The organism is Variovorax durovernensis (assembly GCF_977011995.1).
On the sequence record NZ_CDRNCW010000001.1, the window covers coordinates 5981504 to 5999686 of the forward strand.

The following is an 18183-nucleotide window of genomic DNA, read 5'->3' on the forward strand; positions in this document are numbered from 1 at the left end:
AGCCATGCGTGCGCAACTCGACCACCTCGTGATCGCCGCGGCTTCGCTCGACGAGGGCGTGGCGTGGTGCGAAGCCACGCTCGGCGTCGTGCCAGGGCCGGGTGGCACCCATCCGCTGATGGGCACGCACAACCGGCTGCTGAATATCGCGAGCGATGCCTTCCCGGCGGCCTACCTGGAGATCATCGCGATCGAGCCGGGGCGGCAGCCCTCGCGGCCCGGCACGCGCCGCTGGTTCGACCTGGACGACAACGAACTGCGGGCCGGCCTGGCCAGGCAGGGACCGCGGCTGATCCATTTCGTGGCGCGCGTGCCCGACGCACAGGAGGCCATGCACGCCCTGGCGCACGAAGAACATGCGCACATCGACCGCGGCCAGTTGCTCGAGGCATTGCGCGACACGCCGGCCGGCCGGCTCGAATGGCAGATCACCGTACGCGACGACGGCCAGCGGCTGTTCTACGGCGCGCTGCCCACGCTGATCCAGTGGGGGCCGGTGCATCCGACCGATGCGATGCCGGCGTCCGGCCTTGCGATGCGCGCGTTGCGCGCCACCCACCCGCGCGCACCCGCCCTAGCGGCGGCCCTGTCGGCCATCGGCATGCAGGACATGCGCGTCGATGCCGGCCCGCCCAATCTCGTCGCGCTGCTCGACACGCCGCGCGGCCCCGTCACGCTCGAATCCAAAGGACTCTGACGATCATGCTGACCCTCACGGAAATCGCGTGGTTCGCCCTCGCCTCCCTGCTGCTGGCGCTCACGCCGGGGCCGAACATGATCTATTGCGTCTCGCGCACGCTGATCCAGGGGCGCCGCGCCGGACTCATCTCGCTGGGCGGTGTGCTGGCCGCCTTTCTTGTGCACCTGTTTGCGGCGGCGCTGGGCCTCACCGCGCTGCTGCTGGCCGTGCCGCTCGCATTCGACGCGATCCGCATCGCCGGCGCGGCCTACCTGATGTGGCTGGCCTGGCAGGCCGTCAAGCCCGGCGGCAACGCGCCCTTCGAGGCCCGTGTGCTGCCGGCCGATCCACCGGCCAAGCTGTTTCGCATGGGTTTTCTCACGAACCTGCTGAACCCGAAGGTGGCGATGTTCTATCTCTCGTTCTTTCCGCAGTTCATTCATCCCGAGCGCGGCTCGGTGCTGCTGCAGAGCATGCAGTTGGGCGCAGCCCAGATCGCGACCAGCGCCACGGTCAACACCGTGATGATCGTCGGCGCCGCCAGCATCACCGCGGTGCTGTCGCAAAGCGCGGGCTGGCTGCGAGCGCAGCGCTATGTGATGGGCAGCGTGCTGGCCGCGCTGGCCGTGCGCGTGGCGCTGACCGAACGCAAATAGCCAAGGACCTCCGATGAGATTCACCCGAGAAGAGATCGAGTCCGCGCAGCGCACCGTGCGCTCGGCCATGCCGCCCACGCCGCAGTACGCATGGCCGCTGCTCGCCCAGCGCCTGGGCGCCACCGTGTGGGCCAAGCACGAGAACCACACGCCGGCCGGCGCATTCAAGATCCGCGGCGGGCTGACCTACTTCGAGACGCTGGCGCGCGAGCAGCCCGGTGTGCGCCACGCCATCAGCGCCACGCGCGGCAACCACGGCCAGTCGGTCGGCTTCGCCGCGCGGCGCCATGGACTGGCCGCGACCATCGTGGTGCCGCATGGCAACTCGCTCGAGAAGAACGCGGCAATGCGCGCGCTCGGCGTCACGCTGGTGGAGCACGGCGACGATTTCCAGGCTGCCGCCGAACACGCGGCGCTGCTGGCCGAGCGCGACGCGCTGCACCGCGTGCCTTCGTTCCACCGCGAACTGGTGCGTGGCGTGTCCACGGCCTACGTGGAGTTCTTCGATGCACTGGCGCACACACCGCCCGACGTGCTGTTTGTGCCCATCGGCCTGGGTTCCGGTTTCGCAGCCGCGGCCGCGGCGCGCGCGCACTGCGGGGCGAAGACGAAGCTCATCGGCGTGGTGTCCGCGCACGCCACGGCCTACCGCGATTCCTTCCGCGCCGGCAAGCCGGTCGAGTCGCCTGTGACCACGCGGCTGGCCGACGGCATGGCCTGCCGCACGCCGGTGCCCGAGTCGGTGGAAGTGATCCTGCGCGAAGCCGACGACGTGATCGCCGTCACCGACGACGAAGTGGCCGAGGCCATGCGCATCCTCTTCAGCGACACGCACAACGTGGCCGAGGGCGCGGGCGCGGCGGCGCTGGCCGGTGCGCTCCAGCAGCAGGAGCGCTGGCGCGGCAAGACGGTGGGTATCAGCGTGAGCGGCGGCAATGTCGATTCGGACATGTTCGCCGGCGTGCTGGCGCGCGCCGCCGCCTGAGCCGCAGGGCTACGGCAGCGGCCCCGTGTTGGCGGTGCTCAGCGGCAGCCGCGACACCTCGGCCAGCAGCAGCGCCAGTTGCTGCGCGGCCGCATCGATCACTGCCTGGCCGCTCTCGGGCGTGGCCGCGGCCGCGTTGCCGGCGGCGCCATGCGCGTTGTAGTCCTCCATCGCCCAGCCCAGCTTGGCGCTCTTGCCGTTGCCCAGCAGCGCGTAGTCGGCTGAACGCTGCTGCGACGTCGAGCTGAAGTCACGCGCCTCGCCCATGCGCACCAGCTGAGGGGTCAGCGCCAGCATCATCGAAGTCTCGATCTCGCCCGCATGCACGCCGAAGCGGTGCTCGTGCGCGCTGAAGCGCTCGCCCGCCTCGCCCAGCGGCAGGTTGAACCAGCTCACGCTGTAGACGATGAGCCCGTGCGCCGCGCGCAGCTCGCGCGCCACGATGTCCATCGCGCCCACATGGCCGCCGTGCGCATTGAACAGCACCAGCTTCTTCACGCCCGCGCGCGCCACGCCGGCGCCGATCTCGTTCCACACGCGGATGAGCGTCTCTGCCGACAGCGTGAGCGTGCCCGCAAAGCGCGCGTGCTCCGGGCTCAGGCCGATCTGCTGCGTGGGCAGGAACAGCACCGGCAGCGAGGCCGGCAGCAGCGGCAACGACGCGGCGACGATGCCGTCGGCCAGCACCGAGTCCACGCCCAGCGGCAGGTGCGGCCCGTGCTGCTCGGTCGCGCCCAGCGGCAGCACCGCGACGGTGGAGGCGGCGTCCAGCCCCGCGAAATCACGCGTCGTGAGCTGGGACCAGTAGCGGGGCAACGAGGAGGCCATGGGTGCATTCATCACGCGATCTTAGGCCGGGCGAGCCGTTGTTTCTAAGCGCGTTTGTCTGACAAGAGCAGTCGAACCCCGCGCCAAAAACGCCAATCTATTCACATTTAGAACCGTTTCTTGGCACTTAAGTTTGCCTTTGTTAACAGTTCTATCTAGAGTCGGTTTCAGATTCAATTTTCCATAGAGCTTTCGGTTCTGACGCAGTCGGGACCGGGAGTTCGGCTTTTGCAGCGGCCCCAGGCCGCGCAAAAGGCGCAATCAAGGGAGCAGAGTGTTCATCCAGAAAAAAGCTGGAGGCACGGTCTTGGGTGGGCGTCCGTCGGCGCTTGCCTGCGCCTTGTCTCGTTACCTCGATCAAGCAGCACGAGGATTTCCCCCGATCGTTTGCGCGCTGGCCATGGGTGCTTCACCCGCGGCCTTCGCGAGTCCTCCCATCGCGTCCACCGCACCCGCGGCCAACCCATCGGCCGCTTATGGCGCGCAGCAGCACGACGCATTGATCGTCGCGCGCCGCGCCAACCGCATCGGCGCCGCGCAGGCATTGCAGCAACTCAAGGACTGGCTCGCCGCGCCGCTCACGGACGCCGAACGCCAGCGCGTGGTGTCCGATGCGGTGGCCATCGCGGCGGCCGACAGCCAGTTCGCCGAAGCCGTTTCGTTCTCCCGCCAGGTTCCGCTCGCCACGCTGAACGACTATGCGCTGGGCCCGCTCGCACTGGCCGCGCGCCGCACGCACGACCTGTCGCTGCAGGGCGAAGTCATCGCCCGGTGGCGCGCCCGGCAGCCGCAAGCGCGCGAGCCGCGCATCCACGAAGCCTTCTGGAAGCTCGACAGCGGCGACATCGCCGGCGCGAAGGCCATCCACGAGGCACTCGCGCAGCAACCGGTCCCGCAGGTCGAAGACCGCGTCGCCTTGCTCGAACTGCGCGGTGCCGTGGCGCGCGCCGAGAAGCAACCGCTGCAGGCGCTCGCCGCCTACACCGAGGCCGGCGCGCTGCGCCCGGAGCGCCGCGACCTGCGCCGCGAAACCGACTTCCTGCTCGCGGACAGCGGTGCCGCATCGACCGCGTTCGACGACGCCGATGCCGCCGAGCGCGCGCATCCCGGCAGCTTCTCGCCGCTGGCGTTGTCGACGCTGCAGCAGCAGGCGCTGGCGCAGCGGCTGCGCTGGGCCATCCAGGAACGCGACCAGCGCCTGGGCGCGGCGCGCCTGACGGCACTCGACCGCGTGCTGGCCGACCAGGAAACCGCGCTGGCCCGGCTCGACGCATCGGCCGCCCAAGCCGCGCCGGAAGATGCCGACGCATGGCGCCAGTTGCGCGTGCGGCTGCTGTCCGACCGGCTGCTGGCATTGGTCGAACGGGGCCGCCCCGCAGATGCCATCGCGCTCTACGAATCGCTGCGCGCGGCCGGTACCGACCTGCCCTTCTACGGCCTCGGCGCCGCGGCCCGCGCCTTCGCGCAGGAGCGCCGCTCGATCGATGCCGTGCCGCTGTACGAAGCGGCCGTGGCCAAGGGCGGCGCCGACCTGCCGATGCCCGACGACCTCTACTTCGGCCTGATCTACGCCTACCAGGACACCGGACGCTTCGAAGACGCCGAGGCGCTGCTGAAGCGGCTCGAAGAGGCCACGCCGGCGCTGATGCGCCTGTCGCCCGAGGCCGGCCGGCCCAACGGCCAGTACACCGACGTGAGCGGCATGCGCGGCCTGCTGCAGCTCTACACCGACCGCGCGGCGCTGGCGCAGCAGAGCTTCTCGACGCTCACCGGCGAAGCGCCGCTGAACGCCGGCTACGCCTACGGCGCGGGCCAGACCGAACGGCTGCGCGAGCACCCCGAAGCAGCCGTCGCGCGCTTCGAGGCACAGGCCGCCGACCAGCCCTACGACATCAGCGCGCGCGCCGGCCATGTCGAGGCCCTGCTCGACGCCGGTGAGTTCCGCCAAGCCCGCGAACGCGCCGAATCGCTCGCGGCCGACGTGCCCGAAGCCGCCGAGGTGCGCGACGTGGAGCGCAAGCGCCGCGCCGCCACCGGCCCGCGGCTCGATGTCGACGCCGAAGCCTCGTCGGGCGGCGCGGCCATCGCCAACCGCGAGTGGCGCATCGACAGCCGGCTCAGCTCCGGACTCATCGACGACCAGTGGCGCGTGTTCTACGACCAGACGCTGGGCCGCGGCACCACCGACATCGGCAACGCCAACTGGGCACGCGGCGGCCTGGGCCTGGGCTGGCAGCAGGGCCGCTGGCTTGCCGAAGGCGTGCTGCAGCATGCGAACAGCGGCCCCTACCGCAACAGCGTGGCAGGCCGCGTCGACTATCGCGCGGGCGACGCATGGCGCCTCTCGGCCACCTACGACGGCGACAGCAAGGAGCTGCCGTGGAAAGCCCGCGTCGCCGGCATCGGCGCACACGAGACCGGCGCGAGCGTGGGCTACGTGGTGAACGAATCGCGCCGCTTCGACCTGCAATGGCAGCGCCTGGACTTCAGCGACGGCAACCTGCGCAACGGCCTGGAGCTGGGCTGGCGCGAACGCTGGGTGAGCACGCCGCGCTTCCAGCTCGAGACCCGCCTGGGCGCCGGCACCAGCCGCGGCCGGGACATCGACACGCCCTACTTCAACCCATCGAGCGACAGCACCGTGCAGCTGGCGGTGCGCGCGCAGTGGCTCAACTGGAAGCGCGACGACCGCCAGTTCTTCCAGGCCGTGGAGCTCACGGGCGGCAACTACCGCCAGGCCGGCTTCGGCAGCGGCCCGCTGTGGAGCCTGCGCTACGAGCACCGCTGGGACCTCGGTCCCAAGTTCACGCTGCGCTACGGCCTGAGCATTTCCAGCCATCCCTACGACGGCGTGCGCGAGCGACAGCGCGGCGTCTTCCTGAACCTCTCGATGCCCCTGCCGTGATGCGAACGACCACCGAAAACAACAGCCCCATGACCTTCCTGCGCGCGGCCATGCTGTGGCTGGTGATCGCGGCGGCATCCGCGCTGGCGCTCCCGGCCTTCGCGCAGCCATTGCCGCCCGCCGACCCCGACGACGGCCTGAGCTTTCGCGTGCTGTCCTTCCACGACGTGCGCACCGGCGTGCGCGCCAGCTTCGAGCAGTCGCCCGACGAAACGGCCGTGGACGACAGCACCCTGGCCGAAGTATTCGCCTGGCTGCAATACAACGGCTACCACCCGGTGAGCCTGCAGCAGATCGTCGATGCGCGCGCCGGCGGCAAGCCGCTGCCCGCGCAGCCGGTGCTGCTGACCTTCGACGACGGCTACCGCAGCGCCTACACCAAGGTGTTTCCGCTGCTCAAGCGCTACAACTACCCCGCGCTGTTCGCGCTGGTGACGAGCTGGCTCGACGTGCCCGAAGGCCAGCTGGTGCACTGGGGCGACAAGCCCGCGCCGCGCGAGAACTTCCTGCTGTGGCCAGAGGCCACCGAGATGGCGCGCTCCGGCCTGGTCGAATTCGCGAGCCACACCGACGCGATGCACACCGGCGTTCTCGCGAATCCGCAGGGCAACATGCTGCCGTCCGCGGCCACGCACCGCTACGACCCGAAGACCGGCCGCTACGAGGACGACGACACCTACGTGCGCCGCATCGAGGCCGACCTGCGCCGCAGCCGCGAGATCATCGAGGCGCGCACCGGCGCCAGGGTGCGCGCCACCGTGTGGCCCTACGGCGCCTACAACACGGCCGCGCTGGAAGCCTCGAAGCGCGCCGGCATGCCAATCACCTTCACGCTCGACGACGGCGCCAACACGCAGGCCGTGCCGCTCACGCGCATCCGCCGCGCGCTGGCCGCCTACGACAACCAGGCGCCCGAATACGCGCAGCTGCTGCGCAACCCGGTGGGCGGCGAGGTGCGGCCGGTGAACCGCGTGATGCACGTCGACCTCGACTACGTGTACGACCCCGACCCGGCCCAGCAGGAGCGCAACCTGTCGGCGCTGATCGACCGCGTGGCCGCCGTGCGGCCGCGCTCGGTGTTCCTGCAGGCCTACGCCGACCCCGACGGCGACGGCGTGGCCGATGCGCTGTACTTCCCGAACCGCCACCTGCCGATGCGCGCCGACCTGTTCAGCCGCGCGGCCTGGCAGCTGCGCACCCGCACCGGCGTGAAGGTGTACGCGTGGATGCCGGTCACGGCCTTCCGGATGCCGGCGTCCAACCCGCTCGCCACGCACACGGTGATGGCGCAGGGCGGCAAGATGCCGGCCGACCGCTACCACCGCCTCACGCCCTTCGACCCCGCGGTGCGCACGCTGGTCGGCGACATCTACGAAGACCTGGGCCGCTACGCCTTCTTCGAGGGCGTGCTGTTCCACGACGACGCGACGCTCTCCGACGACGAGGACGCGAGCCCCGCCGCGCTCGCCACCTATGCGAAGTGGGGCCTGCCGCCCGACGTTGCAGCGATACGCGCCGACCCGGCGCTGACGGCGCGCTGGACCGCCGCCAAGACGCGCTACCTGATCGACTTCACGCACGAGCTGGCCGCGCGCCTGGGCGCCTGGCGGCCCGCGCTGGAGACGGCGCGCAACCTGTATGCGCGGCCGGTGCTCGAACCGCAGGCCGAGCAGTGGTTCGCGCAGAACTACGAAGCCTCGCTCGCCGCCTACGACTACGTCGCGCTGATGGCCATGCCACGCATGGAACAGGAAGCCGATGCGGACGCCTGGCTCGCGCGCCTGGCGCGCCGCGCGGCCGACACCCCGCGCGGCCTGGACGGCACCGTGTTCGAACTGCAGGCGCGCGACTGGCGCACCGGAAAGCCCGTGGCCGATGCCGAACTGGCGCGGCAATGGACCCTGCTGCAGCGCGCCGGCGTGCGCCACCTGGGTTACTACCCCGACGACTTCCTCGACAACCAGCCCTCGCTCGACGTGGTGCGCCGCGCCATCTCGGTCCGCACGATGCTGCCGCGTGCCCTGCGCGCGTCGGCCGCCGAGACCACGCCGCCCCAGGCATCACAACCGGCGCACGGAGAGCGGACACCATGACCACCAGCCACTTCCTAGCGCAGACGCTGCCGTCGCTGCTGTTCGGCTTCGTCTTCTACTACCCGTTCTTCATGGCCTATGTGTGGATGGCGGGCGGCCTCTCGCATGCATGGGTGTTCGAGCGCAAGCGCGACGTCGATGTCAATCCGCTCGACCTGCTGCCCTCGCGCCCGCTGGTGACGGTGGTGGTGCCCTGCTTCAACGAGGCCCCGCACCTGCGCGAAGTGATCGAGCAGCTCATGCGTACCCGCTACCCGAACTACGAGGTGATTGCCGTGAACGACGGCAGCACCGACGGCACCGGCGAGCTGCTCGACGAGATGACGAAGGAGTACAGCCGCCTTCGCGTGATCCACAACGCCAGCAACCAGGGCAAGGCCGTCGGGCTCAACACCGCCTGCCAGCTCGCGCGCGGCGAGTACATCCTGGGCATCGACGGCGACGCGCTGGTCGACGAGGACGCCATCGCCTGGATGCTGCAGCCCATGCTGGCGTCGGAGCGCATCGGCGCCGTGACGGGCAACCCGCGCATCCGCACCCGCACCACGCTGCTCGGTCGCATGCAGGTGGGCGAGTTCTCTTCGATCATCGGGCTCATCAAGCGCTCGCAGCAGCTGGTGGGCACGCTCTTCACCGTGTCGGGCGTGATCGCGATGTTCCGCCGCCGCGCGGTGATCGACGTGGGCTTCTGGAGCCCCGACGTGCTCACCGAGGACATCGACATGAGCTGGAAGCTGCAGCTCGGCGGCTGGAAGCTGCGCTTCGAGCCTCGCGCGCTGTGCTGGATCCTGATGCCCGAGACCTTGCGCGGTCTCTGGAAGCAGCGCCAGCGCTGGGCCATCGGCGGCATCCAGACCATGCTGCGCAACACCACGCGCATCCTCAAGCTGCGCAACTGGCGCATGTGGCTGGTGTATGCCGAATACATGACCAGCGTTGTCTGGGCCTATGCGATGGCGGCGGTGCTCGTGGTCAGCCTGGCGCGGCCGTTCCTGCCGATCGAGTCGGCCTGGCACTCCGCGCTGCTGCCGCACTGGCAGGGCACGCTGCTGGCCATGACCTGCATCCTGCAGATGCTGCTGAGCCTGTGGATCGACCGCCGCTACGACCGAGACCTGATGCGCTATTTCGCCGGAACGATCTGGTATCCGATCGCGTTCTGGACCATCACGATGGCGACCACCGTCATCGCCCTTCCCAAAGCCCTGATACGCCGCCGCGGCAAGCGCGCGGTGTGGACGAGCCCTGACCGAGGAATTTCCGATGCCCCATGAAAAGACAATGACCCACAGCCGCTTTCCCGAGATGCACGACGACACGCCGCCGCCGAGCCGCCGCCGCTCCTGGGGCCAGCCCGAGATGGAAGAGCCGATCATCGATGCCGCGCGCATTTCGCTGACCGCCTTCGGCAACGGCCGCTCGCCGCAGCGCACGATGGCCATGTACCTGTGGCTGCGCGTGCTGCGCCCGGCCGTGACCATCGCCATCTGGTTCTGCGCCATCTGGTACGCATGGCCCTACGTGCTGGGCGCGCGCTCGCAGCCCGAGGTGCTGCACCTGCTGGGCCTGTATGCGGTGGTGATCGGCGCGATCCTGGTGTCGATGCTGGCAATGGCGCCGTGGCGCCGCCGCCAGCAGAAACGCGAGACGCCGCCGGACCAGGAACAGTCGTCTCTGTTCGCGCTGGCCTCGTACATCGAAGTGCCGCCCGCGCGCCTGTCGACCTGGCAGCGCACGCGCCAACTGCTGGTGCACCACGACCATGACGGCCACCTGCGCGACGCCACCGACACCGCGCCCGGCGCGCTGGAGCCCGAGCCGCTGCAGCGCGCCGCGGCCCGTCGCTGACGGGGCGGCCGGACGTCCGTCCTGGGGGCGCGGCATACGGCCGCGTCGGTGCAGGGGTTTCGCGGCGGTGCTTCAATCGCGGCCACCCCTCATCCACCAAGGACCTCTTCATGGACCTCCAGCTCCAGGACCAGCACGTACTCATCACCGGCGGCAGCAAGGGCATAGGCCTGGCCTGCGCGCTCGGCTTCCTGCGCGAAGGCGCGCGCGTGAGCCTCGTCTCGCGCGACCTCGACAACCTGGAGCGAGGCAAGAAGACACTGATCGAATCTTTCGCCCAGGCCGAGGGCCGCGTGTCGGTGCATGCCGCCGACCTCAAGGACCCGGCCGGCGCCGAGGCCGCGCTCGACGCGGCCGAGAAAGTGTTCGGCCCCGTCGACGTGCTCGTCAACTCGGCCGGCGCCGCCCGCCGCACCCCGCCCGACGACCTGACCGCCGCCTCATGGCACGACGCGATGGACGCGAAGTACTTCACCTACGTCCACATGATCCACCCCGTGGTCAAGCGCATGGGCCAGCGCGGCCGCGGCGCCATCGTCAACGTCATCGGCCAGGGCGGCAAAGTCGCGAACCCCGTGCACATGGCCGGCGGCGCCGCCAACGCCGCGCTGATGCTGGTGAGCGCAGGCATGGCCGCCGCCTATGCCGGCAAAGGCGTGCGCGTGAACGCCGTGAACCCCGGCCTCACCCTGACCGAACGGCTCCAGGAAGGCATGAAAGCCGATGCCAAGCTGCAAGGCATCGACACCGAGGAAGCGCTGCAACGCGCCAAGGCCAGGCTGCCGCTGGGCCGAATCGCGACACCGGAAGAAATCGCCAACACGGTGGTGTTCCTTGCGTCGCCGAAGGCGAGCTACGTGACCGGCGCCATCGTCGCGATGGACGGCGCAGTCACCCCGATGATCTGAAGAAAAAAGACCGGAACCAAAGGGCCGAGCGAAGCAAAGAAAAGCAGGGCGCCCGCCGGGGCGAGTCCCGGCCCCGGAAGGCAAGCCTCAGGCAAGCGCCAGCAGAGCCTCGAACTTCAACCCCAGAAAGTCGACGAACGCGCGAACCCGAACCGGCACAAACCGCCCACTAGGCAACAGCGCATGCAACGGATAAGGCTCAGTCTCCCAATCAGCCAGGAGCCGCACCAGCCGCCCTTCCCGAACGTCATTGCGCACATCCAGCGCAGACTTCAGCGAAATCCCGTACCCCGCCACAGTCCACTCCCGCGCCAGCGAAGCATCGTCCACACTGCGGTTCCCATTCACCCGCACCTCCGTCCACTGCCCGTTCTGCGCAAACCGCCAGACCCGGTGCCGGCGCCCTGAGCGATTGAAGATCAGGCAGTTGTGATGGACCAGGTCCTGCGGCACCTTCGGCGCGTCATGCCGACGCAAGTAATCGGGCGAAGCAGTCAACACCGGGTTGGTCAATGCAAACGGCCGCGCCACCAGCCGCGAATCGGCCAGCGCGCCATAACGCAGCGCCACGTCGACCTCGTCGCGCATCACGTCCAGCGGCCGGTCCCCCACCGACAGCGACAGCTGCACCCCAGGGTGCAAGGCAAGGAATTCGTCGAACCATGGCAACAACGTGCTGCGCGTGAGGTCCGAAGGCGAAGCCACGCGCAGCGTGCCGACCAGCTCGCCGCGGTCGGCGGTGACCAGCGACTCCCCTTCGTCCAGCAGTTCGAAGGCGCGCACCGCGTAGTCGAGCAGCGTCTGGCCCTGCGGCGTGAGGCGCATCGCGCGGGTCGAGCGCTCGAACAGCCGGGCGCCGAGCTGGGTCTCCAGCCGCTTGAGCGTGGCGCTGGCCGCCGCCGGCGTGATACCCAGCGCATGCGCCGCCGCCGTGAGCGTGCCGCCGCGCGCTGTGTGCACCAGCACCTGCAGGTCGGAGATATTTTCAATCTTCATTTGAAAGTGTTGCTGTTCCAGGCCGCCTTATCAAACCGGCATTGCGATCCTACATTCGAGGCATCGTCACTGAAAGGCCATTGCCATGAAAGCCGTCGGCTACTACCAGCCCCTTCCCATCGACAACCCCGAATCGCTGCAGGACATCGAGCTGCCCGCGCCCCAGGCCGGCCCGCGCGACCTGCTGGTGCGCGTGAAGGCCGTGTCGGTCAACCCGGTGGACACCAAGGTCCGCAAGAATGCCGCGCCGGAAGCCGGCCAGGCCAAGGTGCTGGGCTGGGACGCCGTGGGCACGGTCGAGGCCGTCGGCAGCGGCGTGAAGAACTTCAAGGTGGGCGACCGCGTGTACTACGCCGGCTCCATCATCCGCCCGGGCGCCAATGCCGAGCTGCATGCGGTCGACGAGCGCATCGCCGCCCTCGCTCCCAGGAGCCTCGACGACGCGCAGGCCGCGGCACTGCCGCTGACCACCATCACCGCCTATGAACTGCTGTTCGACCGCCTGCAGGTGCCCAAGGGCGGCGGCGAAGGCCAGACGCTGCTCATCACCGGCGGCGCGGGCGGTGTCGGCTCCATCCTCATCCAGCTGGCGCGCCAGCTCACCAAGGTGCGCGTCGTTGCCACCGCCTCGCGCGCCGAGACGCGCGAATGGTGCCTGGCGCTGGGCGCGCACACCGTCATCGACCACTCCAAGCCGCTGGCGGCCGAGCTAAAGGCCGCGGGCATCGGCGAGGTCGACATGGTCGCCAGCCTCACGCAGACCGAGCAGCACTACGCGCAGATCATCGAAAGCCTCAAGCCCCAGGGCCAGCTCGCGGTGATCGACGACATGAAGATGCTCGACGCCATGCCGCTGAAGACCAAGTGCATTTCGCTGCACTGGGAAATGATGTTCGCGCGCTCGCGCTTCGAGACGCCCGACATCGCCGAGCAAGGCGCGCTGCTGGCCGAGGTGGCGGCGCTGGTCGACGCGGGCCGCGTGCGCACCACGGCCAACGCGAGCTTCGGCACCATCAACGCGGCGAACCTTCGGCGTGCGCATGCGCTCATCGAGAGCGGCAAGGCGCAGGGCAAGGTGGTGCTGGCGGGCTTCTGAGCCCACGACAGAGCCAGCACAATCGGGCGCATGAACGACATTGCAGCCCGTCCCCACCTCATCGAGTTCGAAACCGCGCGACTGCGCCTGCGCCAATGGCGCGAGAGCGATCTCGCGCCGTTTTTCGAGCTGGCCTGCGACCCGCAGGTGATGGAGTTCCTGCTGCCCCTGCCCACGCGCGCCGACAGCGATGCGATGGTCGAGCGCGCCAAGGCGCGCATCGCCGAGAACGGCTGGGGTTTCTGGGCCGTGGAGCACCGCGAATCGGGTGCGTTCATGGGCTTCACCGGGCTGAACTCGCCGCTGGCGGACCTGCCGTTCTCGCCGTGCGTGGAAATCGGCTGGCGCTTCGCCCGGCAGTGGTGGGGCCAGGGCTTCGCGAGCGAGGCGGCACGGGGTGCGCTGCAGGTGGGCTTCGAGCGGCTCGGGCTGGACGAGATCGTCGCCTTTACCGCGTGGAACAACACCCGCTCGGCAGCGGTCATGGAGCGCATCGGCATGCATGAAGACGTAGGCGGCGCGTTCGACCACCCGCTGGTGCCCGAAGGCCACCCGCTGCGCAGGCACCGGCTCTACCGCATCGCCAGGCCGCAGGGCTGAAAAAAAGCTACTTCGCCTTCGACACCCGCCACACGGCGTTGCCCACGTCGTCCGCCACGATCAGCGCGCCGCTCTTGTCGAGCGCCACGCCCACCGGCCGGCCCTGCGCCTTTTCGTCGGCCGAGAGGAAGCCCGTGAGCACGTCGACCGGCGGCCCGCTCGGCTTGCCGCCGATGAAGGGCACGAACACCACCTTGTAGCCAGACTTGGGCTTGCGGTTCCACGAGCCGTGCTCGCCGATGAAGACACCGTTGGCGAACTGCTCGGGCATGCCGCCCGGGCGCGAGAAGGCCATGCCGAGCGGCGCGACGTGCGAGCCCAAGGCGTAGTCGGGCGCGATGGCCTTGGCCGTCATGGCGGGGTTCTGCGGCGTGACGCGCGCGTCGACGATGCCGCCGTAGTAGCTCCAGGGCCAGCCGTAGAAGGCGCCGTCCTTCACGGAGGTGAGGTAGTCGGGCACGAGGTCGCTGCCGATCTCGTCGCGCTCGTTCACCACGGTCCACAGCGCTTTGGTGTCGGGGTCCCAGCCCATGCCGTTGGGGTTGCGCAGGCCGCTGGCGAACATGCGCTTCTCGCCCGTCTTGGTGTCGACTTCCCAGATGGCGGCGCGGCCCTCTTCGGCGGCGAGGCCGTTCTCGCCGATGTTGCTGTTGGAGCCGACCGTGACGTAGAGCTTGCTGCCGTCGGCATTGGCGATCACGTTCTTGGTCCAGTGGTGGTTGATGCCGGCGGGCAGCTGCGTCACCAGCGTGGGGTTGGCGCTGACGGAGGTCTGGCCTTCGGTGTATGGCACCTTCACCAGCGCGTCGGCGTTGGCGATGAAGAGTTCGTTGCCGACCAGCACCATGCCGTAGGGCGACATCAGGTTGGTCATGAAGACCTGCTTCACCTCGGCCACGCCGTCGCCGTCGGCGTCGCGCAGCAGGGTGATGCGGTTGGCGCTGGGCACGCCGGCACCGGCGCGGCCCATGACCTTGCCCATGACCCAGTTGCGGATCTTGGCGACGAAGCCGTCGCCGCCATCGGTGGCGCCGCCGCCGGGCTTGGGCGGCTTGTTGCTCTCGGCCACCAGGATGTCGCCGTTGGGCAGGGTGTAGACCCAGCGCGGATGGTCGAGCCCGCGCGCCAGCGCCGTGACCTTCAGGCCCTCGGCAGGAATCGGCATGGCGACGTCCGTCCAGCCGACGGCGGGGGCGACGTTCACCGTGGGAATCAGTGTCTTGTTCGGCTCGGTCAGCTGCGGACGGGGCCCGACCGTGAGTTCCGGGGCGAGCTTGGCCGACTCGCCGCAGCCGGCGAGGAACAGCACAGCGCCCGTGGCCAGGACGGCCAGGGTGGGGAAAGCGCTCGATGCGGTGCGGGTGGGTACTTGCTGCGGTGCCTTCATGCGTGATCCTTGAGCGGCCGATGCCGCATGGCGGTCGGATCATCGCCCGCCGGCCCGCGCGGCCAGTGTCGGTCGTGGGCGCTTTATGGCGTGGGCGCACCTCATTGGCGCATCGCCGCTACCATCGCCGGATGACCGAAGACCTGTTCCGCGCCGACGCCTACCTGCGCACCTGTGAAGCCCGCATCCTGCGCATCGAAGACACCGGCATCGTGCTGGACCGCACCGTGTTCTATCCGCTGGGCGGCGGCCAGGCCGGCGACACCGGCGTGCTGGTGCTGGCCGACAGGCGCGAACTGGCCATTGCAGATACCCGCAAGGCCAGGAACGAAGAAGGCCAGCCGACGAACGAATTCGTCCACGTGCCGGCCGATGGCCAGGCCGACCTGCTTGCCGCGCTGAAGCCCGGCGACACAGTCACCGCCCGCCTCGACTGGGAGCGCCGCCACCGGCTGATGCGCTTCCACACCGCCTCCCACCTGATGTGCCACCTCGTGCCGGTGCCGGTGAACGGCTGCTCCATCACGCCCGAATACGCGCGCATCGACTTCCATATGACCGACCCGCTCGACAAGGAAGCGCTGACCGCCAGCCTCGCCAGGCTGGTCGAGGCGGCCCACCCGCTGACCGTGGGCGCCATCACCGACGAGGAGCTCGACGCCAACCCGGCGCTGGTCAAGAGCATGAGCGTGCAGCCGCCGCGCGGCACGGGCACGGTGCGCACCATCCGCATCGGCGGCGGCCGCGAAGGCGAGGCCCAGATCGACTTCCAGCCCTGCGGCGGCACGCATGTTGCAAACACTGCCGAGATCGGCGCTGTCATAGTCACCAAGATCGAGAAGAAGAGCGCCAACACCCGCCGGGTGGTGCTGGGCTGGGCGCCTTCGGCGGCAGCGGCCGCCTGAAACGCCCGGAACTTCACCTCCGCAGATTGCTCCGACCCACGGCATGATTTTTTCGCGCATCCATTTCGCTACGCTTCTGATAGCAGCCGCCGCAGCCAGCATGCCGGCTGCGGCGCAGCTGGCCTCCAAGCCGGGCGCCGTGGTAACAACCCCGCACGTGCGGGCCGAACTGATCGCCCACGCCCCCGACGGCGTGGCGCCCGGCAGCCCGGTGTGGGTCGGCCTGCAGATCACGCACCAGCCCGAGTGGCACACCTACTGGAAGAACGCCGGCGATTCGGGCCTGCCCACCGAAATGACCTGGACGCTGCCGGCCGGCGTGTCGACCGGCGAGATCGCGTGGCCGGTGCCCGAGAAGATCCCGGTCGGCAACCTCGCCAACTACGGCTACGAAAACACCGTGCTGCTGCCGGTGCCGCTGGAGGTGTCGACGCTCTACAAGCCGCCAATGGCGCTGGGCGGCAGCACGCCGGCCATGGACATTCAGCTCAAGGCATCATGGCTGGTCTGCCGCAAGGAGTGCATTCCGGAGGAAGGCACCTTCTCGCTGTCCCTGCCGCTGCAGGGCTCGACCGCGCTGCACAAGGCCGAGTTCGACGCCGCACAGGCCGCGCAACCGCAGCCGCTGGCCCAGGCCGGCGCCGTGGAAGTCGACGGCCACAACCTGAAGGTGCGCCTCGACGGCCTGCCCGCCGCCGCGCAGGGCAAGACGCTGGGCTTCTTCCCGGAGACCCCCGAGGTGATCCGCACCGCGGCCGTCTCCGGCAAGGACTGGACCCAGTCCTGGCAAGGCGGCACCTGGACCGCGACCATTCCGCTGGCCGACCAGCGCAGCGCCAGCCCCACGGTGATGCCGGTGGTGGTGGCGCTGGCCGAAGCCGACCGGCAGGCGGGCCAGCCCATCGCATGGCGCGCCGAATCGCCGGTCACCGGCAACTGGCCCACCACCGCGGCGCCGCGCGCCGAGGTGTCGCCGGCGCTGCAGGCCGCGCTGACCGCCAATGCAGCCAATGCAGCCAATGCAGCCAATGCGGCCAGGCCCGCCGAACTGCCCGCCCCCTCTTCCACCACCTTCATGGCCGCCCTGCTGGGCGCCCTGATCGGCGGCCTGCTGCTCAACCTGATGCCCTGCGTGTTCCCGATCCTCGCGATCAAGGTACTGGGCTTCGCGCGGCAGGCCGGCAACGACAGCGCGCACCGCAGGGCCGGGCTGGCCTACACCGGCGGCGTGATGCTGTCTTTCCTAGCGCTGGGCGGCGCCATGCTGGCGCTGCGCGCGGCCGGCGCCGGGCTGGGCTGGGGCTTCCAACTGCAATCGCCGGGTGTTGTGGCGGCGCTGGCCGCGCTGTTCACACTGATCGGCCTGAACCTGGCGGGCGTGTTCGAGTTCGGCCGCGCCGCGCCGTCGTCGATCTGCAGCGCGCAGGCCAGGCATCCGCTGGCCAACGACTTCCTCTCTGGCGTGCTCGCCGTGGTGATCGCCTCGCCGTGCACCGCGCCCTTCATGGGCGCATCGCTGGGCTTCGCGATCAGCCTGCCGGCAGCCCAGGCCCTGCTGCTGTTCGCGGCGCTGGGCTTCGGGCTGGCGCTGCCTTACCTGGCTGCCAGCTTCGTGCCTGCCGTGGCGCGCCTGCTGCCCAAGCCGGGACCGTGGATGCACACGCTGCGCCGCCTGCTCGCGTTCCCGATGTTCGCCACCGTGGCGTGGCTGGTCTGGGTGCTGGGCCAGCAAAGCGGCATCGACGGCGCCGGCACGCTGCTGGCGCTGCTGGTGTGCATGGCAGCCATCGTCTGGGCGTTCACGCTGCGGGGCCGCACGCGGATCGTGATCGCCGCCGTGATGATCGCCTTCACAGCGGTGCTCACCGCCGCCATCGGCCGCAATGTGTTGCAAGTCGTGGAGCCCGCCAGGCTGGCTTCGACGGACGGCACCGGCCAGCCGCAGCGCTGGCAGCCGTGGTCGGCCGAGCGCGTGGCCGAGCTGTCGGGCGCGGGCCAGCCGGTGTTCATCGACTTCACCGCCGCCTGGTGCGTGACCTGCCAGTACAACAAGAAGAGCACCCTGGCCGACGCACAGGTGCTGGCCGACTTCGACGCCAAGAAGGTCGCCATGCTGCGCGCCGACTGGACCCGGCGCGACCCCGCCATCACGGCGGCGCTCACCGCCCTCGGCCGCAGCGGCGTGCCGGTGTACGTGCTGCAGGCGCCGGGCAAGCCGCCGGTCGTGCTGACCGAGATCCTGGGCAAGGACGAAGTGCGCGCCGCCATTGCCGCACTTTGACCACCGGCGTGACATG

General features: G+C 69.8%; 15 protein-coding genes. 12 read left to right on the plus strand and 3 right to left on the minus strand.

Going from position 1 to position 18183, the window contains the following annotated elements; translation table 11 throughout:
• Positions 1-4: 4 nt before the first annotated feature.
• Genes ACWV14_RS28310 through ACWV14_RS28320 form a run of 3 tightly spaced genes read left to right on the plus strand, consistent with a single transcriptional unit; the run spans position 5 to position 2320 of the window.
• The gene (locus ACWV14_RS28310; RefSeq protein ID WP_454904922.1) at positions 5-697 is read left to right on the plus strand and encodes a VOC family protein; all 693 of its coding nucleotides are present in this window, start codon (positions 5-7) and stop codon (positions 695-697) included.
• Between the two features lie 5 nt (positions 698-702).
• The gene (locus ACWV14_RS28315; RefSeq protein ID WP_454904924.1) at positions 703-1335 is read left to right on the plus strand and encodes a LysE family translocator; all 633 of its coding nucleotides are present in this window, start codon (positions 703-705) and stop codon (positions 1333-1335) included.
• Between the two features lie 13 nt (positions 1336-1348).
• Complete coding sequence (locus tag ACWV14_RS28320; protein ID WP_454904926.1) at positions 1349-2320, plus strand: threonine dehydratase; 972 nt, start codon at positions 1349-1351, stop codon at positions 2318-2320.
• 9 nt (positions 2321-2329) lie between these two features.
• Here ACWV14_RS28320 and ACWV14_RS28325 read toward each other — a convergent pair whose 3' ends face one another.
• Positions 2330-3160 (minus strand): creatininase family protein, encoded by an 831-nt coding sequence (locus ACWV14_RS28325; protein WP_454904928.1) that lies wholly within the window; start codon positions 3158-3160, stop codon positions 2330-2332.
• A 388-nt stretch (positions 3161-3548) separates the two neighbouring features.
• Here ACWV14_RS28325 and pgaA point away from each other — a divergent pair, with 388 nt between their 5' ends.
• The 5 genes from pgaA to ACWV14_RS28350 all read left to right on the plus strand — a co-directional run bounded on the left by pgaA (position 3549) and on the right by ACWV14_RS28350 (position 10902).
• Positions 3549-6053: a poly-beta-1,6 N-acetyl-D-glucosamine export porin PgaA gene (pgaA, locus tag ACWV14_RS28330; RefSeq protein WP_454904930.1), complete on the plus strand. Its 2505-nt coding sequence runs from the start codon at positions 3549-3551 to the stop codon at positions 6051-6053.
• Positions 6053-8146 carry a poly-beta-1,6-N-acetyl-D-glucosamine N-deacetylase PgaB gene (gene pgaB, locus ACWV14_RS28335; protein WP_454904932.1) on the plus strand — a complete coding sequence of 698 codons (2094 nt, stop codon included), beginning with the start codon at positions 6053-6055 and terminating at the stop codon, positions 8144-8146. The genes pgaA and pgaB overlap by 1 nt, the downstream gene beginning before the upstream one ends.
• Positions 8143-9420 (plus strand): poly-beta-1,6-N-acetyl-D-glucosamine synthase, encoded by a 1278-nt coding sequence (gene pgaC / locus ACWV14_RS28340; protein WP_454904934.1) that lies wholly within the window; start codon positions 8143-8145, stop codon positions 9418-9420. Before pgaB ends, pgaC begins: the two co-directional genes overlap by 4 nt.
• Complete coding sequence (gene pgaD / locus ACWV14_RS28345) at positions 9410-9994, plus strand: poly-beta-1,6-N-acetyl-D-glucosamine biosynthesis protein PgaD (RefSeq protein WP_454904936.1); 585 nt, start codon at positions 9410-9412, stop codon at positions 9992-9994. Before pgaC ends, pgaD begins: the two co-directional genes overlap by 11 nt.
• A gap of 110 nt (positions 9995-10104) precedes the next feature.
• On the plus strand, positions 10105-10902 hold the full coding sequence (locus tag ACWV14_RS28350; protein WP_454904938.1) for an SDR family oxidoreductase: 798 nt from the start codon (positions 10105-10107) through the stop codon (positions 10900-10902).
• An 87-nt stretch (positions 10903-10989) separates the two neighbouring features.
• On the opposite strand, the gene ACWV14_RS28355 is transcribed toward ACWV14_RS28350, so the two are convergent.
• Complete coding sequence (locus ACWV14_RS28355; protein WP_454904939.1) at positions 10990-11898, minus strand: LysR family transcriptional regulator; 909 nt, start codon at positions 11896-11898, stop codon at positions 10990-10992.
• 85 nt (positions 11899-11983) lie between these two features.
• On the opposite strand from ACWV14_RS28355, the gene ACWV14_RS28360 reads away from it, so the two are divergent.
• Both ACWV14_RS28360 and ACWV14_RS28365 read left to right on the plus strand, forming a co-directional pair.
• Positions 11984-12994: a zinc-binding alcohol dehydrogenase family protein gene (locus ACWV14_RS28360; RefSeq protein ID WP_454904941.1), complete on the plus strand. Its 1011-nt coding sequence runs from the start codon at positions 11984-11986 to the stop codon at positions 12992-12994.
• 30 nt (positions 12995-13024) lie between these two features.
• Positions 13025-13594 (plus strand): GNAT family N-acetyltransferase, encoded by a 570-nt coding sequence (locus ACWV14_RS28365; RefSeq protein ID WP_454904943.1) that lies wholly within the window; start codon positions 13025-13027, stop codon positions 13592-13594.
• 7 nt (positions 13595-13601) lie between these two features.
• Here ACWV14_RS28365 and ACWV14_RS28370 read toward each other — a convergent pair whose 3' ends face one another.
• Positions 13602-14981: a PQQ-dependent sugar dehydrogenase gene (locus ACWV14_RS28370; RefSeq protein WP_422088417.1), complete on the minus strand. Its 1380-nt coding sequence runs from the start codon at positions 14979-14981 to the stop codon at positions 13602-13604.
• A 131-nt stretch (positions 14982-15112) separates the two neighbouring features.
• On the opposite strand from ACWV14_RS28370, the gene ACWV14_RS28375 reads away from it, so the two are divergent.
• The gene (locus ACWV14_RS28375; RefSeq protein ID WP_454904945.1) at positions 15113-15886 is read left to right on the plus strand and encodes an alanyl-tRNA editing protein; all 774 of its coding nucleotides are present in this window, start codon (positions 15113-15115) and stop codon (positions 15884-15886) included.
• A gap of 43 nt (positions 15887-15929) precedes the next feature.
• Positions 15930-18167 carry a protein-disulfide reductase DsbD family protein gene (locus ACWV14_RS28380; RefSeq protein WP_454904947.1) on the plus strand — a complete coding sequence of 746 codons (2238 nt, stop codon included), beginning with the start codon at positions 15930-15932 and terminating at the stop codon, positions 18165-18167.
• The last annotated feature ends 16 nt before the right edge of the window (positions 18168-18183 follow it).

Bases quoted from the DNA above. Each gene is read 5' to 3' on its own strand.
- ACWV14_RS28310 (WP_454904922.1), top strand. From the start codon at position 5: ATGCGTGCGCAACTCGACCACCTCGTGATCGCCGCGGCTTCGCTCGAC.
- ACWV14_RS28315 (WP_454904924.1), top strand. From the start codon at position 703: ATGCTGACCCTCACGGAAATCGCGTGGTTCGCCCTCGCCTCCCTGCTG.
- ACWV14_RS28320 (WP_454904926.1), top strand. From the start codon at position 1,349: ATGAGATTCACCCGAGAAGAGATCGAGTCCGCGCAGCGCACCGTGCGC.
- ACWV14_RS28325 (WP_454904928.1), bottom strand. From the start codon at position 3,160: ATGAATGCACCCATGGCCTCCTCGTTGCCCCGCTACTGGTCCCAGCTC.
- pgaA (WP_454904930.1), top strand. From the start codon at position 3,549: ATGGGTGCTTCACCCGCGGCCTTCGCGAGTCCTCCCATCGCGTCCACC.
- pgaB (WP_454904932.1), top strand. From the start codon at position 6,053: ATGCGAACGACCACCGAAAACAACAGCCCCATGACCTTCCTGCGCGCG.
- pgaC (WP_454904934.1), top strand. From the start codon at position 8,143: ATGACCACCAGCCACTTCCTAGCGCAGACGCTGCCGTCGCTGCTGTTC.
- pgaD (WP_454904936.1), top strand. From the start codon at position 9,410: ATGCCCCATGAAAAGACAATGACCCACAGCCGCTTTCCCGAGATGCAC.
- ACWV14_RS28350 (WP_454904938.1), top strand. From the start codon at position 10,105: ATGGACCTCCAGCTCCAGGACCAGCACGTACTCATCACCGGCGGCAGC.
- ACWV14_RS28355 (WP_454904939.1), bottom strand. From the start codon at position 11,898: ATGAAGATTGAAAATATCTCCGACCTGCAGGTGCTGGTGCACACAGCG.
- ACWV14_RS28360 (WP_454904941.1), top strand. From the start codon at position 11,984: ATGAAAGCCGTCGGCTACTACCAGCCCCTTCCCATCGACAACCCCGAA.
- ACWV14_RS28365 (WP_454904943.1), top strand. From the start codon at position 13,025: ATGAACGACATTGCAGCCCGTCCCCACCTCATCGAGTTCGAAACCGCG.
- ACWV14_RS28370 (WP_422088417.1), bottom strand. From the start codon at position 14,981: ATGAAGGCACCGCAGCAAGTACCCACCCGCACCGCATCGAGCGCTTTC.
- ACWV14_RS28375 (WP_454904945.1), top strand. From the start codon at position 15,113: ATGACCGAAGACCTGTTCCGCGCCGACGCCTACCTGCGCACCTGTGAA.
- ACWV14_RS28380 (WP_454904947.1), top strand. From the start codon at position 15,930: ATGATTTTTTCGCGCATCCATTTCGCTACGCTTCTGATAGCAGCCGCC.